Genomic DNA, 14,048 nt, shown 5'->3' on the forward strand with positions numbered 1-14,048 from the left:
GCCGGGTTCGACGAGCCCCGCCGTCCGGCGGCGGGTACGAGGCCACCGGGGCGAACCGCCGACCGCAACGGCAGCGCGAGCCGCGGGCAGAGCGGCCGAGAATCGGCGGGCGGGGAAGTATCACATGTCACATCCGACGGCGGCCGATCGCGTCCTCGCGGAGGCTGCCGGTGTCGGGCACCGCGATCAGCCGCCAGAACTTGGTGAGAGTGGCCAGCAGCAGGTCGTCGCGCTGCGGCCAGCGCCGGTAGAGAACAGGACGACTCGTGCCGGCGCGGGCGGGCGACGGCTTCGTAGGTGAATGCCGCTGCCGCTGCGCGCGCTCGGCAAGGGGAACCCGATATCTCCTGCCGGTCAACCAGCGCGATCTCGAACGTGTGCTCGATGAGCGCGCGGCAGAACTCGGCGCGGACGTCCGACGAGGTTGGGACGTGCTGTCCTTCGATCAGACCGATGACCAGGTCGACGTCGTGGCACGCGGTTCGGACGGCACCGAGACGACCTTCACGGCCCGATACCTCGTCGGCTGCGACGGCGGCGGCAGCCTGATTCGCAAGCAGGCAGGAATCACCTTCCCCGGCACCAGCGACGACAACGTCGTCGACCGGACGGCCCTGATCGGGCCGAGTGACCGCTTCCGTTTCACGCCGGGGGGACGTTGGAGCCCTGGAATGACCGAGTGCGCCGCGTGACCGCAACCGCCGAGGACTCCCCAGCACCCGCGTTGCTTATCCGACCCGACGGCTACGTCGCCTGGGCGGGCGCGGACCCCGACAGCCTGAAGACGGCCCTCACCCGCTGGTTCGGCCCGGGCTGAGGCTCCGGGGTGCCGGAAGGTCGGCCACCCTACGCGACCTGCGCGTACTCGTGGATGAGCCCACCGAGGCGATCGAGTGAGTCAGCGGACGTCGACCACGAGCGGGACTTCCAGCCGGGCGCGAAGCTCCTCGACGGAAGTGTCGAACGACTCGAGCACGCGGACGCCATCGGGGGTGATCTCGAATACGGCGTGGTCGGTGTAAACACGACTGACACAGCCGACGCCCGTGAGGGGGTAGGTGCAGGTGGGCACGAGTTTCGGACTGCCGTTCTTCGCGAAGAGCGTCATCATCACGTAGACCCGCTTGGCGCCGATCGCCAGGTCCATCGCGCCGCCGACGGCGGGGATCGAGCCGGGCGCGCCGGTGTCCCAGTTGGCGAGGTCACCGCTCGCCGAGACCTGGAAGGCACCCAGGACGCACACGTCGAGGTGGCCGCCACGCATCATGGCGAAGGAGTCTGCGTGGTGGAAATACGCGGCTCCGGGCAGTTCGGTGACGGGCACCTTGCCGGCATTGGTGAGTTCAGGGTCGACCTCGTCGCCGACAGCCGCGGGGCCCATGCCCAGCATGCCGTTCTCGGTGTGGAGGACGACGCCGATCTCGGCCGGAAGGTGGTCGGCGACCTTGGTGGGCTGACCGATGCCGAGGTTGACGAAACTGCCCGGCTCGATGTCCTGGGCGACCCGGGCTGCGAGCTGGTCGGGATTGAGCGGCATCAGCGGGCTCCCTGCACGGTGTAGTGACGCGGCTCGACCTGGACCACGCGGTCGACGTAGATGCTCGGGGTGACGACGACCTCCGGGTCGATCTGCCCCGCATCCACGATCGACGAGACCTGGACGACGGTCGTCGTGGCGGCCGTGGCCATCACCGGGCCGAAGTTTCGGGCGGTCTTGCGGTACACGAGGTTGCCCATCGTGTCGGCGGTGTGAGCGGAGATCAGAGCGACATCACCCTTGATCGGGTACTCGAGGACGTAGTCACGTCCGTCGATCGTGCGGGTCTCCTTGCCCTCGGCAAGCGGCGTGCCGACGCCCGTCGGACAGTAGAACGCCCCGATGCCCGCCCCGGCCGCCCGCATCCGCTCGGCGAGGTTGCCCTGCGGGACTACCTCGAGCTCGATCTCCCCGCGGCGGTAGAGGTCGTCGAAGACGTAGGAGTCGACCTGCCGGGGGAAGGAGCACAGGACCTTCCGCACCTGGCCGGCCTTCAGCAGGGCGGCCAGGCCCACGTCGCCGTTGCCGGCGTTGTTGGACACGATGGTGAGGTCGCCCGCGCCCTGCCGGATCAGGGCGTCTATCAGGTCGAACGGCATGCCGGCGAATCCGAAGCCACCCACCAGAACGGTGTCGCCGTCCTTGACGACACTCACCGCCTCGTCCGGCGATGCGAAGATCTGCGCTTTGCTCACGCCGCTCCTCCAGTGACGTTCTCGAGAACCACGGCGAGCGCCTGGCCCACACCTATACAAATAGCGGCGACGCCGTACCGCTCGCCCTTCGCGACCAGAACCTTGGCGAGGGTGCCGAGGATCCGGGCGCCCGAGGCGCCGAGCGGATGGCCGATCGCGATCGCGCCACCCTTGACGTTGACGATCCCGGGGTCGATCTTCCAGGCGTCCACGCACGCGAGCGACTGGACGGCGAATGCCTCGTTGAGCTCGACGGCACCCACCTGATCCCAGCCGATGCCGGCCCGTTCCAGCGCCCTGTTGGCAGCCTCGACCGGAGCGAACCCGAAGTCCTGCGGCTCCAGCGCGAACGCACCACGCCCCACGATCCGGGCAACCGGGGCAAGCCCGATCCGCGCGGCAGCGGCCTCCGAACCGAGCAGCAACGCCGCCGCCCCGTCGTTGAGCGGCGACGCGTTGCCGGCGGTGATCGTGCCGTCGGGCCGGAAGCTCGGCGTGAGGCCGGCGAGCTTCTCAGGCGTGGAGTCGGCGCGGATGCCTTCGTCGCGGGTCAGGTCGACGCCGTCGACCGGAACCACGAGGTCGCGTTGCCGGCGGGAAACGCCCGGTCCGGTTTCGGCAGCACCCACGGCGCCCGGGTCATCGACTCCGCGCCACCGACGAGCACGATATCGGCGTCACCCGTGTCGATCGTGCGGGACCCGATGATCGCGGCGTCGAGCGACGAGCCGCACAGCCGGTTGACCGTGGTCGCGGGCACCGACACCGCCACTCCGGCGAGCAGCCCGGCCATCCGGCCGACGTTGCGGTTGTCCTCGCCGGCCTGGTTCGCGCAGCCCCACACGATCTCGCCGATCTCGGCCGGGTCCAGCGCCGGCGCCTTCGCGAGCACCCCGGTGATCGCGGTCGCTGCGAGGTCGTCGGGACGGACGCCGGCGAGCGCTCCGTTGAACCGGCCGAAGGGAGTGCGGGCCGCCGCGTAGATGAATGCCATGGTCGACTACCTGTTCTCCACCGCGGTGCGCGTCGTGAACGGCAGCACGAGCCGGGACGGATGGGCGGCGTCACGGTAGATCTTGTGCGTGACAGGGCGGCCCACCGGCAGGTGGAACGCGTCCGGCGGCAGCAGGGCGTTGTGCTCGTCTGCCAGCGGCTCGTCGTTGGAGAGCTCCACGACCAGCTTGTGACCGGGCAGGAACGTCGCCGCGAACGGGTAGACGCGCAGCACGTACTCCTCGATCTTCCCCGGCTCGACCGGCACCGCGCGGGTGTGCGGGTGGTAGGGGTTGCCCTCCGTGGTGCGCTCCTCGTCGAGCTCGCGGTGCGAGGCCTTGAGGTAGGCGGTCGTGATGAGCTGACGCCTGCCGTTCGGGGCCTCGTCCCACATGCGCAGGATGAAGTTCGTGTCGGGCTGGTCGATCTCCGCGAAGATGTGCGCCGCGCCCTGACCCATCATCTCGGTGGGCTCGTCGAACGGAGCCGTGCTCCAGCTCAGCATCTCCACCTTGTCGGTCACCGTCAGCGGCGCCTGGTAGAAGCCGTCCGGGGCGGCGTACTCGGCGCCCATGAGTTCGGACTCGAAGGAGAGCTTTCGGCGCGGGCGGAGGTAGAGCGACGTGTACTCCACGTCCTTCGGCGGCCATTGGGCGCCGGTGACCACCTCACGCGAGCCCTCGACGAAGACGGTGACGGCGGGCTCGTCCATGATTCCGTTGTCGATGCCCTTGATCCAGTAGTCGTACCAGCGGAACATCTTGTCGTGCTCCTCGATGAAGGGGCGCGACTGCATCGGCGGGTAGGGGCCGATGTCGAGCTTCTTCGGGCCCTTCAGCGAGTTGTAGACCTCGATGGTGCCGTCCATCGTCCAGCCGCGGCCCTGGTCGATCTGGAGCCAGACCGGGATGTCGATGTTGGGCGCGAGCGTGACCGGGTTGCGCTCCTCGTACCACTCGCCGTCGACCTCGTTCATCACGATGTCGAACCACGCCTCGTGGTTCTTCGGGTAGTTCAGCACGTGGACCAGGTTCGGCCAGGCGGCCACGTCCGGGTCCCGCAGGCGCTTGGCGACGCGCTCCTTGATCTCCTCCGGGGAGTAGGTCTCGAGCATGCGGGACGTGACGCGATCGGTGAAGGCCCAGCCGGAGTCGCCACCGCGGCCTTCGCGGGCGGCGCGCGGCATGAACCACATGACGCCGCCGTGATAGGTGGTCTCGTAGAAGTCGTAGTGGCCGCCGCTGACGAAGATCGCCTTGAGGCTCGGCGGCCGCTCGGCCGCGGCCAGCACCTGCATCGAGCCGAAGTAGGAGATGCCGATCATGCCGACGTTGCCGTCGCACCACGGCTGCGCCGCGACCCACTCGATGAAGTCGTACGCGTCCTGGCCGAGCGAGACGCCACCGGCGTTGTAGTTGCCGATGTGCTCGCCCTCGGAGGCGCCGGAGCCACGCAGGTCGCCGATGACGTGGACGTAGTCCTCCTTGACGACGCGCGCGATGTCACCGGCCTCGATGCAGCCGTCCCACATCGGGCTGGGGCGCCGCTGCGGCGGCGTCGTGAGCGCGAGGGCCTGCAACTCCTTGCCGTACGGGCTGAGCGCCACGAGCGCCGGACGCGGCTTGTCGTCGACGCCCTGGTAGGCGTCGGCGGCCAGCGTGATGCCGTCGCGCATCGGCACGCGGAGATCCTTGCGGACGGCGATCTTGTCCTGGCCCGCCTGGACGGTCTGGAAGTCAGCCATGGATGCGAGGCTCCTCTTTCACGAGTTCCGGTTGAAGTGCGTGCGGTAGCCGTGCATCGACGTGAAGAACGGCGACGGCTCAAGGGTGGGGTCGGCGGTGTAGTCGACCTCCTGGGCCACGTGTGCGAAGGGCGAGTACGCCGAGTCCGTCACCTGGAGTCCCGCGCACAGGCAGTCGTGGGCCGCCTTGCTGACCCGGCCCTCGATGTCGAGGCTCTCTCGGAGCGCCTCCGCCGCCTGCGCCGCGTCGAGCTCGACGCCATACGGCGTGCCGTCGGTGCGGCGGTAGGGGTGGCCGAGGTAGAGGTGCCGCGGGCGGATCTCGTCGCGCAGGTATTCCAGGCTCGTGCGGTAGGCGACCGGGTCCGCGAAGCCCGGGAAGCCGTTGGCGGCCCCGTGCACCTGGACGGCGTCACCGACGAAGACCGAGCGCCGGCCGTCGACGGCGTAGGCGACCGACCCCGGCGTGTGGCCGGGGATCGAGTGGACGGAGACGGTGACGTCGCCACCGAGCGAGATCGTCTCGCCGCCCTTGACGAGCATGGTCGGCTCCATCTCGCCGGAGATGACCGCGTCGGCCGCGGCCGTCACCTTCGCCGCGCCCTCGGGGTCGTTCAGGTACCGCCCCCGCCCGCCGAGGTACTCGTCCACGTGCGCCCGGCGCGAGCGCAGCATCGGGGCGTCGGCCTCGTGGATGACCACCTGCGCGCGCCGGCCGGTGAGTTCCCACAGAGCGTGGGCGCCGCCGACATGGTCGATGTGGCCGTGGGTCAGCAGGATCCAGCGCACGTCCTCGATGCGGCGCCCGATGGCCTCGAGCGCGGGGGCCATGCCCTCGGTGGGCGAGGAGGCGATCCCCGTGTCGACGATGGCCGGCTCCGGCGCGTCGATGAAGAAGCTGTAGAGACCGAACCGACCCCACGGCGACACGAGGGGATGGACTTTCACTGCGGACATGGCTCTCCTTTCGAGATCCGTGGGATCGGCGCGTCAGCGCGCGAGGAAGTCGCGGGTCTCCGCGTAGGCCCGGTGGTACTCCGGGATCCACGAGAAGTGCTGCACGAATCCGTGCCCCGCGCCGGCGTACCGGCTGACGGTGGCGTCCACGCCGGCGTCCTTCAGCTTCTGGCCGTAGCGCTCGCCCTCGTCCCGCAGCGGGTCGAGCTCACCGGTGATGATCAGCGCCGGCGGCAGCCCGGTGAGGTCCGCCCGTTTGATCGGGGAGACGCGGGGATCCGCCGGGTCGGCGCCGCTGTCGAGGTAGAAGGCGTTGAACGGCTTCAGCCCCGCCGTCTCCAGGCCGAAGCCGACGGCGTTCTCGCGCAGCGAGGCGTAGCGGTCGACGTCGAAGTCCAGGTCGAGCGACGGGTAGAACATCACCTGGTGGGTGATCCGGTCGAAGCCGTCGTCGTGCGCCATGCCGGCGACGGCGGCGACGAACGTGCCGCCCGAACTGTCACCGGCGATGGCGAGAGTGGCACCGTCCCATGCGAGGCGCTCGCCGTTCTCGGCGGCCCATCGGACCACGGCGTAGCAGTCCTCAAGGCCGGCCGGGAAGGCGTGCTCGGGCGCCAGGCGGTAGCCGACGGAGACCACCTTGAGCCCGGTCTCCTTCGCCAGCGACCGCGCGACGTGGTCGTGGGTGTTCAGGCTGCCGAGGAAGAAGGCGCCGCCGTGGAAGTAGACCAGCAGGCCGTACGCCTCGGCGTCGACCGGCGTGTAGACCCGCACCGGGACCTGGCCGACAGCGGTCTGCGCGGTGAGGTCCTCGACGGAGTGGAGCGGCAGGCGGTCGGCCACGGGCGGAACCTGGGACTCGTCGCCGGCGCGCATCGCCTCCGGGTTCAGCGGACCGGGAGGCGGCGCCGGCAGGCCGGCGACGACGCGGGCGATGTCGGGGTGCAGGGGCATGGCGTCAGGCCTTCGGCTTCTGGGACGCGGGCTTCTGGGACGCGGGCTTCTGGCCCGGGAAGACGTCGCTGATCTCGTCCTCGGTCCAGCCCTGGCGCGAGATCCGCTGCAGCTCGTCGGTCACCGGCTTACGGGTGGCCTGGTAGCGTGCCAGCGCCTCCTTGACGGAGTCGGCCTCCTTGAGGGCGTCGGCGAGGGCGCCGGCGTCCAGGATCGCCGAGTTCGCGCCCTGGCCCTGGTGGTGAAGCATCGAGTGGGCCGCGTCGCCCACGAGGACGACGGAGTCGGAGTGCCACGTGTCGACCGGGTCGATGTCGTAGACCGCGCGGCAGTTGACGGCGTCCATGTCGAGGCCGCGGGTGATGTTCACGATCCGCTCGTCGAAACCCTCGACGGTCTTCAGCAGGTCGTCCTTGGTGATGGCCGGCGCCCAGGTGCTGTCCGGGCACAGGGCGGTGATGTCGAACGAGACCTGGTCGCGGTGGCGCAACGGCAGGAGGTAGATCTTCGTGCCCCGGCCGATGTACATCCGGAGGTTGTCGTCGACCGCCATCCCGTGGGCGTCGTCGACGGAGATCACCGCGCGGTAGGCGTGCTCGCCGGAGAACACCGGCTCATTGCCGCCGAACAGCTGCCCACGCACGACCGACTTGATGCCGTCGGCACCGACCACCAGGTCGGCGGTGACCGACTCGCCGTTGGCGAAGGTCAGCGTCGCCTTGTCACCCTCGTCCTTGACGCTCTCCAGCTTGTGGCCGAGGTGCACCATGCCCTCGGGGAGCACACCCAGGAGAGCCTCGATGAAGTCACCGCGGTGGATCAGGTGGGTGGTCTCACCGAAGGTGTCGATCTCCGGCCACGACTCTTTCATGATCGGGTCGTTGGTGGCGGTGAGGATCTCGAAGTAATCGCTCGCGGAGCTGACCTTCTGGATGGCATCGATGATGCCCCACTGGCGGAACCGGTCCATGGTGGACGGGCGCAGGCCGATGCCGGCGCCGACCTCGCGGATCTGGCTCGCCTGCTCGTAGACGTTGACGGTGGCGCCGAGGAGGCTCAGGGCCTTGGCCGATGCGGCGCCGGCGTATCCCGCGCCGACGACGGCGATGTTCAGGTTCTTCAGGTCGGAGGGGTGCATGGTTCTGGCTCCTTGTCCTTGTCAGTTCTTGATCGACAGGAAGTCGGCGGGGTTGTCGACGAAGATCGTCTTGATGGCGGTCTCGTCGAGACCGGCGGCGCGGAGGTCCGGGATGAGGTCCTCGAAGATGTAGTTGACGGTGTGGCCCTTCACACCCGGCCAGCCCAGCGGGCTGCAGTTGGCGTCCGCCGAGGCGAGCACCTGCTTGATGCGGCCTTCGCCGCTGATGAACCGGAGGAAGTGGTCCAGGCGCTCCTTGCGCGGACGGGCCCAGAACGGCGGGTCCGGGAGCTCGGTCTCGTAGCCGAAGGTGTCGAAGCCGATCCGGCCACCCTGCTCGGCGATCCAGGTGTCGCGGGTCTTGTCGGCGTTGACGCCGTCGTCGACGTGCCCGAAGAGCACGCGGTCGAGGGGAAGGCCCTCCTCGTTGAAGATCGCGATCGCGTTCTCGGCGTCGATGGCCAGGTGGGTCAGGATGCCGACCCCGGTGGCCTTGGAGGCGCGGGCGGCCGCGCGGTAGATGCGCTTGTCCAGGTCGGTCATCCGGCCGCCCCGGCTGACGCCGACCTTGATGATGCCGGCCTTACCGCCGGTGTCGCCGATGCCGACGGTGATCTCGTGGATGAAGTGCTCCGCGAGGTACTCAACGCTCGCCCGGGCGAAGAACGGCAGGGCGGTGTCGCCACCGACGAAGCCGGTGGAGGCGACGATGTGCACGCCGGTCTTCTCCGACAGCGACTGGTAGTAGTCGATGTCGCGGCCGTTGCAGATCCCGGTCGCGTCGACGAACGTGCCGCCGCCGTACTCGTGGAACCTGCGCAGCTTCGGGACGGTCTCGTCGTACCGCTGCTCCGGCGTCTTCCACCACTTGGTGTCCAGCTCGGAGCCCGGCATGCCGTACCCGATGTGCTCGTGGACGGCCACGAGACCCAGCTCCTCGGTCGGGATCGGCCCCAGGACGGTGTTCACTCTCGGCACAACGCTCACCTTTTCGAGAAAAAACTTGAAGATCTTGGGCTGTCGCGCGCTCAGCGCACCGACAGCAGCTCGCGCGGGTTGTCGACGAGGATCCGCTGGACGTCCTCGTCACTGAGGCCCTGTGCCTTGAGGAGGGGGGCGAACGTCGACAGGACGTAGCTGTACGGCATGTCGTTGCCGTCGTGGCCCTTGGCCACACCGGTCGCGCTGCTCGAGAGCAGGATCCGCTCGCCGAAGCCGGCCTCGACGAGCTGGGCCACCAGGGCGACCCGCTCCTTGTCGCCGAGGTGCCGCTCGTCCTCGGTGCCCACGTGGTCGATCGCGACGTAGGCCCCGCGGCGGGCGACCTCGAGCGGCGCGCCGACCGCGACGGCGTCCTTGCGGTCGAGCCCTCCGACGACGACGCGGTCGGCCGGCAGCTTCTCGTCCAGGATGACCTCGAGGTCGCGTACGGCGTCGTTCCCGAAGCGGATGGACACCGGGACACCGGTGCTCAAGGCGGCGCGGGCCGCACCGCGGAACAGGCTCTCGTCGGTCGCGGTCATGCCCGCGAGGGTGGCGGCGGTGACCACGAGGCCCGCGGCACCCCGCCGCTCGACACGGGGAACCACCATGCCCTCGGTGACCTCCTTGGTGAAGAGGTCAGCGAACTTCTCGGCCGGCCATGGCGTCGGGGGGTTGGTCTGCGGCGTCAGGAAGTAGCCGCCGAGCATCTCCTCGGGGCCCTGGCCCGTCGACGCGACGATGTGCACGCCAGTCGTGCGCGAGAGAGCCTCGTACAGTCTCACATCGCGTCCGTGGAACATGCCGGTGCTGTCGACGATCGTCCCGCCGCCGTGCCCGCGGAAGTCCTTCAGCTTCTCGGCCAGGGTCTCGAAGATCTCGGCACGGTCGATGGTGACGTCGAACGCGTACTCCGCTCCCGGAACCACCGACAGTAGAGCCTCGTGAACCGCGACGACCCCCAGCTCCTGCGCGGGAACGGGGCCGAGGACGGTGTTGACGGTGTTCTCGGCAGTCTGGGCATCCATCACTGCCACTCCTTTCGGTCTCGCGCGAGTGACCGCGGTCACGCTGCGGCGTGAATCGTGTCATCTAGATTTACACAGCGTCAAGTAGATGTCCGGCAGGTAAATTAGACTACCTGCCCGTATGGAACAGTTGAGGTCCCCACCTCCGGGAAGCGGGGACCTCGACTCGGTCCGGCGACTCTCAGGTCACCCGGCGGGGGCGAACTCCTCGTCGATCAGGGGCTCCGTGACGTCGGCGCGCTTCGAGCCGAAGAGTCCGAACAGCGTCAGAGCCGCCGCGGCGGCGGCGCAGAGGCCGGCGACCAGGAACGCGAGGCTGTAGGCGCTGCCGAGCGACTCGAGCGCGAGCACGCGGAGGTTCTCCGGCATCGGCACCGGCGGCATGTCCGGACCGGCGCCGGGCACGACCGGCATCGAGTTGATCGCCATGGCGCCACCCCCATGGGCGATACCCCCGGCGATGTCGGTGTACGGCGACTCGAGCCCGGACTCGCCGATCGCCCTGCCGACACCGGCGCTCAGGTCACTGTTCGCCCGGCTGACCGCGAACGCGGCGATGAGCACCGGACCGAGAGCGAAGCCGAAGTCGCGGAGCAGGTTGGTGGTGGCACTGGCCATGCCGGCGAGCCGCAGCGGAACGGTGTTGATCGCGACGGCCGTGATCGAGCCGACGGTGAGCGCGAAGCCGACGCCGAGGGCCAGCATCGGACCGATGAACCGCGTCCAGTTCATGTCCTTAACGTCGAACGTCGAGCACCAGATGCCGCTGACGGCGATGAGGGCGAAGCCGACGGTGAGCACCCAACGAGGCGAGAAGTTCCGGATCAGGTGGGAGACAGCCGGCACCAGCACGAAGGCCGGGCCCTGGATGAACAGGAACAGCACGCCGATCTTCAGAGCGCTCTGGTGCTGGATCGCGCCGAGCCAGATGCTCATCGAGTAGCACGTCGCGAGGAACGCGAACATGCCGACCACCGTGGCGATCGCGACGATCGCGTAGGAACGGTTGGCGAAGATGCCGAGGTGCAGCAGCGGGACATCGGTCCGCAGCTCGATGACGACGAAGGCACCGAGGAGCACGAGGCCCGCGACGAAGGCGCCGATGATCTCAGGGCGGGCGAAGCCGGCTTCGGAGCCCTGCGTGGCGGCGAAGAGGATGGCGATCAGACCGAGAGCCAGCGTGACTTGGCCCGGGATGTCCAGCTTGCGCCCCTCCGGCGCCGAGGAGTCGGCAGCGAACTGGGTGATGACGATCGAGACGACCGCCGCCGCGATCACCACGAGGTACGACGTTCGCCAGTCGCCCTCCGCGGCCAGCCACCCACCCATCAGCGGGGAGATCGCCGCACCGATCGAGAGGAAGCCGGCCCAGACGGCGATGGCCTTGGAGCGGGCCTCCTGCGACGGGCTGACCGCGGCCAGCATGGCGAGCGAGATCGGGTAGAGGATCGCGGCTCCGAGACCTGCGACGACCTGCCCGATCCACAGGATCTGGACCGTACCGGCGACGTGGCTGACGAGCGAGCCGGCAACGGTCAGCAGAGCACCCGCCTGCAGCAGCCGCTTGCGACCGAACAGGTCACCGATCACGCCGGTGGTCAGCTCGAAGACGACCATGGGGATGGCGAAGGCGGCAGTGACCCAGGTCAGTTCGGCACCGGTGGTCTGGAACTCCTGCTGGAGGGTCCCATTCAGCGCGCCGGGCAGCGAGTACGCCACCTGCGCGAGGAGTACGGCGAAGCAGCCGGCGACCACCGTGGCGGTGTAGCCCTGCTTGCGCGCAGCGGTCTGCGTCATTGCGGATTGCTTCCTTGTCGATGGACCGGGCGATCGGTTCCGATCGCTCGAGATCGGCCCCCCGATGTGAGCTCGATCACCTATTGGGTGTGCAAGGTGCCATATGACCTGACATGGCGTCAAGTGTCCGATCAGCGCGTATTCAGAACGATCAGTGAGGTCAGCGCGCGGTCGTCGTGCTCTAAGCTGGCGGGCATGGCGACGCTTCGTGCGGCACAGAAGGAGATGACGCGAAAGCTCCTACTCGACGCCGGCCTGGACCTGTTCGTGTCGAAGGGCTATGCGACGACGACGGTCGACGACATCGCGTCGGCGGCGGGGACGACGCGGGTGACCTTCTATGCGCACTTCCCCTCTAAGGTCGATCTGATGAAGGCCCTCGTCTCGGAGCGGCTCAACGCCGCGCTCGACCGGGTCCCCTCCGCCGAGCACGGGTCGACCGAGCGTGAGTTGGTCGCCGTGGTCGAGGACGGCTCACAAGAGCGGATCCGCGCGTGGCTCGCGTCGACCTCGGAACGATGGGATGTGATTCGCCCCTACACCACGGCCGCCTTCGAGGCCGCGGCCGTTGACCCCGCGATCCGTACGCTCCTCGACGAATGGCTGAACGAGGCCATCGGTGACATCAAGGACGGGCTCGACCGTGCCGACCGGTTCCCAGCCGGCACCCGCCACTTTCGCAGCGTCATCGCCATCACCGAACTCGACTACGTCGCGCGTCACTGGACACCGGGGACCTGGGGTGTCGGGCGCGACGAGATGCTGGACGTCCTCACAGAGAGCTGGATCGGCTCGATCGGGCGCCACTGAGGCTGAGCCGCGCCGGCCCGCGCGAACTCGCCTCGGATTCCGGGCGGACTGCGATGGACCGGCGCGCGGCGCGCCATCAGGCGTCTAGTGAGTGTGCGGCCGGTGTCGGGGATGCTTCCGCCCCGCCGATCAGGTCGGCGACGTCGACGGAGTCCAGCGGGATCGGCGAGAACATCGGCGGTTCCTCCTCCGGCGTCAGTGCCGTGGGGCCATAGATCCACTCGGTGAAGGAGTAGTCGTAGGTGTCGCGGGCCCGCAGGAGCGTGTTGCGCTGGAGGCGGGCGACGCCGTCCAGATGCCACAGCTCGCCCCAGGCGCGGGCCGTGGTCAGGACACGCCGGCAGTGCTCGGGGCGGACGGCTTCGTAGGCTGCGAGTGCGCCCTGCCAGTCGATCGCACCGTTCTCGTCGCGGCGCGCCGCGACGTGCTTGGCGAGCACCCAGCCGTCCTCGATCGCCATGATCGCGCCCTGCGCCATGTACTGCAGCGGCGGGTGGGCGGCGTCGCCGAGCAGCGCGATGTTGCCGTCGACCCAGGTCATGATCGGGTCGCGGTCGAACATCCGCCACCAGCGGTCGCGCCACATCAGCGGGATGCCGGCCTGAACGTCCGGACAGGTCTCGGCGAAGGCGTTGTCGAGCTCGTCGGGTGTGCCCCAGTTCTCCTCGCCCGCGAGGGCCTTGGGCGACTGGAAGACCGCGACCTGGTTGAGCATCTCGCCGCCGCGCAGCCCGTAGTGGACGAAGTGGCAGCGCGGGCCGACGTGGACCGAGACCTCGCTGAGGTCGACGTCCCGCCCGGCCTGTTCGATGGGTATGGCGGCGCGGTAGGCGACGTAGGAGGAACTGACCGGCTCGTCCTCGGCCAGGAGCCTGCGCGCGCCCGAGTGCAGGCCGTCGGCGGCGATGACGATCCGGGCCTCGTCGGCACGGCCGTCCGCCAGCAGCGCCCGGGCGCCGGACGCGGTGTTCTCGTAGCCGCTGACGCGGGCGTCGGTGACCAGGTCGACTCCCGCGCGCCGGCAGGCGCGCAGGAAGATGCCGTGCAGGTCGCTGCGGTGGATGACCATGTACGGGAAGCCGTACGTGCGCTCCAGGTCGACCAGGTCCAGACGGGTCAGCTCGCTGCCGTCGACCGCGTCGCGCATCACCATGCTCTTCGGCAGCACGCCGAGTCTCCTGGCCTCCTCCAACAGGCCGTAGTCATGCAGGATCCGGGTGCAGTTGGGCGCGATCTGGAGGCCGGCGCCGACCTCGCCGAACTCTCGGGCCTGCTCCAGCACGCGCACCCGCAGGCCCTCGCGGGCCAGGGCGAAGGCCGCGCTCAGGCCGCCGATGCCGCCTCCGACGATCAGGACGTCGACGGGGTTCGCGGAGGTGGTGGATGTCGTCACGTTGCTCTCCTCGAAGGCCGG

At 69.2% G+C, this 14,048-nt stretch carries 13 protein-coding genes and 1 pseudogene; 3 read left to right on the forward strand and 11 right to left on the reverse strand.

Features of this window, described 5'->3' with window-relative positions; all coding sequences use genetic code 11:
• Positions 1-266: 266 nt before the first annotated feature.
• Positions 267-692, forward strand: a complete 426-nt coding sequence (locus tag AB0I59_RS27900) for an FAD-dependent monooxygenase (RefSeq protein ID WP_358137562.1) — start codon at positions 267-269, stop codon at positions 690-692.
• Positions 689-817: an aromatic-ring hydroxylase C-terminal domain-containing protein gene (locus AB0I59_RS27905; protein ID WP_358137565.1), complete on the forward strand. Its 129-nt coding sequence runs from the start codon at positions 689-691 to the stop codon at positions 815-817. The genes AB0I59_RS27900 and AB0I59_RS27905 overlap by 4 nt, the downstream gene beginning before the upstream one ends.
• An 81-nt stretch (positions 818-898) precedes the next feature.
• Here the strand turns inward: AB0I59_RS27905 and AB0I59_RS27910 are convergent, their stop codons facing one another.
• From AB0I59_RS27910 to AB0I59_RS27955, 10 genes and pseudogenes are all read right to left on the reverse strand, one after another.
• Positions 899-1,537 (reverse strand): 3-oxoacid CoA-transferase subunit B, encoded by a 639-nt coding sequence (locus AB0I59_RS27910; protein WP_358137567.1) that lies wholly within the window; start codon positions 1,535-1,537, stop codon positions 899-901.
• Entirely contained in the window at positions 1,537-2,232 is a 696-nt protein-coding gene (locus AB0I59_RS27915; protein WP_061252643.1) for a 3-oxoacid CoA-transferase subunit A, read from the reverse strand. The genes AB0I59_RS27910 and AB0I59_RS27915 overlap by 1 nt, the downstream gene beginning before the upstream one ends.
• A pseudogene (locus tag AB0I59_RS27920) lies at positions 2,229-3,226 on the reverse strand (thiolase family protein). Before AB0I59_RS27920 ends, AB0I59_RS27915 begins: the two are co-directional and overlap by 4 nt.
• A gap of 6 nt (positions 3,227-3,232) precedes the next feature.
• Positions 3,233-4,969, reverse strand: coding sequence for a CocE/NonD family hydrolase (locus tag AB0I59_RS27925; protein WP_061252642.1), 1,737 nt, complete (start codon positions 4,967-4,969; stop codon positions 3,233-3,235).
• Between the two features lie 18 nt (positions 4,970-4,987).
• Positions 4,988-5,926 (reverse strand): MBL fold metallo-hydrolase, encoded by a 939-nt coding sequence (locus tag AB0I59_RS27930; RefSeq protein WP_358137569.1) that lies wholly within the window; start codon positions 5,924-5,926, stop codon positions 4,988-4,990.
• Between the two features lie 33 nt (positions 5,927-5,959).
• A complete protein-coding gene (locus AB0I59_RS27935) occupies positions 5,960-6,880 on the reverse strand; it encodes an alpha/beta hydrolase (RefSeq protein ID WP_358137571.1) in 921 nt (306 codons plus the stop codon).
• Between the two features lie 4 nt (positions 6,881-6,884).
• A complete protein-coding gene (locus AB0I59_RS27940; RefSeq protein WP_061252639.1) occupies positions 6,885-8,018 on the reverse strand; it encodes an FAD-dependent monooxygenase in 1,134 nt (377 codons plus the stop codon).
• Between the two features lie 21 nt (positions 8,019-8,039).
• Complete coding sequence (locus tag AB0I59_RS27945) at positions 8,040-8,996, reverse strand: phosphotriesterase family protein (RefSeq protein WP_358137574.1); 957 nt, start codon at positions 8,994-8,996, stop codon at positions 8,040-8,042.
• Between the two features lie 50 nt (positions 8,997-9,046).
• Complete coding sequence (locus tag AB0I59_RS27950; protein ID WP_061252637.1) at positions 9,047-10,027, reverse strand: phosphotriesterase family protein; 981 nt, start codon at positions 10,025-10,027, stop codon at positions 9,047-9,049.
• Between the two features lie 186 nt (positions 10,028-10,213).
• Complete coding sequence (locus tag AB0I59_RS27955) at positions 10,214-11,824, reverse strand: MFS transporter (protein WP_358137578.1); 1,611 nt, start codon at positions 11,822-11,824, stop codon at positions 10,214-10,216.
• 66 nt (positions 11,825-11,890) lie between these two features.
• Between AB0I59_RS27955 and AB0I59_RS27960 the strand changes: the two genes are divergently transcribed.
• Entirely contained in the window at positions 11,891-12,634 is a 744-nt protein-coding gene (locus AB0I59_RS27960) for a TetR/AcrR family transcriptional regulator (RefSeq protein WP_358137581.1), read from the forward strand.
• A gap of 76 nt (positions 12,635-12,710) precedes the next feature.
• On the opposite strand, the gene AB0I59_RS27965 is transcribed toward AB0I59_RS27960, so the two are convergent.
• Positions 12,711-14,027 (reverse strand): FAD-dependent oxidoreductase, encoded by a 1,317-nt coding sequence (locus AB0I59_RS27965; RefSeq protein ID WP_358137584.1) that lies wholly within the window; start codon positions 14,025-14,027, stop codon positions 12,711-12,713.
• Positions 14,028-14,048: the final 21 nt, after the last annotated feature.

Source organism: Microtetraspora glauca (assembly GCF_040656155.1).
Lineage (GTDB): Bacteria > Actinomycetota > Actinomycetes > Streptosporangiales > Streptosporangiaceae > Microtetraspora > Microtetraspora glauca.

Coding starts and splice junctions, on each gene's coding strand:
- AB0I59_RS27910 (WP_358137567.1), bottom strand. CDS start 1,537: ATGCCGCTCAATCCCGACCAGCTCGCAGCCCGGGTCGCCCAGGACATC.
- AB0I59_RS27925 (WP_061252642.1), bottom strand. CDS start 4,969: ATGGCTGACTTCCAGACCGTCCAGGCGGGCCAGGACAAGATCGCCGTC.
- AB0I59_RS27930 (WP_358137569.1), bottom strand. CDS start 5,926: ATGTCCGCAGTGAAAGTCCATCCCCTCGTGTCGCCGTGGGGTCGGTTC.
- AB0I59_RS27935 (WP_358137571.1), bottom strand. CDS start 6,880: ATGCCCCTGCACCCCGACATCGCCCGCGTCGTCGCCGGCCTGCCGGCG.
- AB0I59_RS27940 (WP_061252639.1), bottom strand. CDS start 8,018: ATGCACCCCTCCGACCTGAAGAACCTGAACATCGCCGTCGTCGGCGCG.
- AB0I59_RS27950 (WP_061252637.1), bottom strand. CDS start 10,027: ATGGATGCCCAGACTGCCGAGAACACCGTCAACACCGTCCTCGGCCCC.
- AB0I59_RS27955 (WP_358137578.1), bottom strand. CDS start 11,824: ATGACGCAGACCGCTGCGCGCAAGCAGGGCTACACCGCCACGGTGGTC.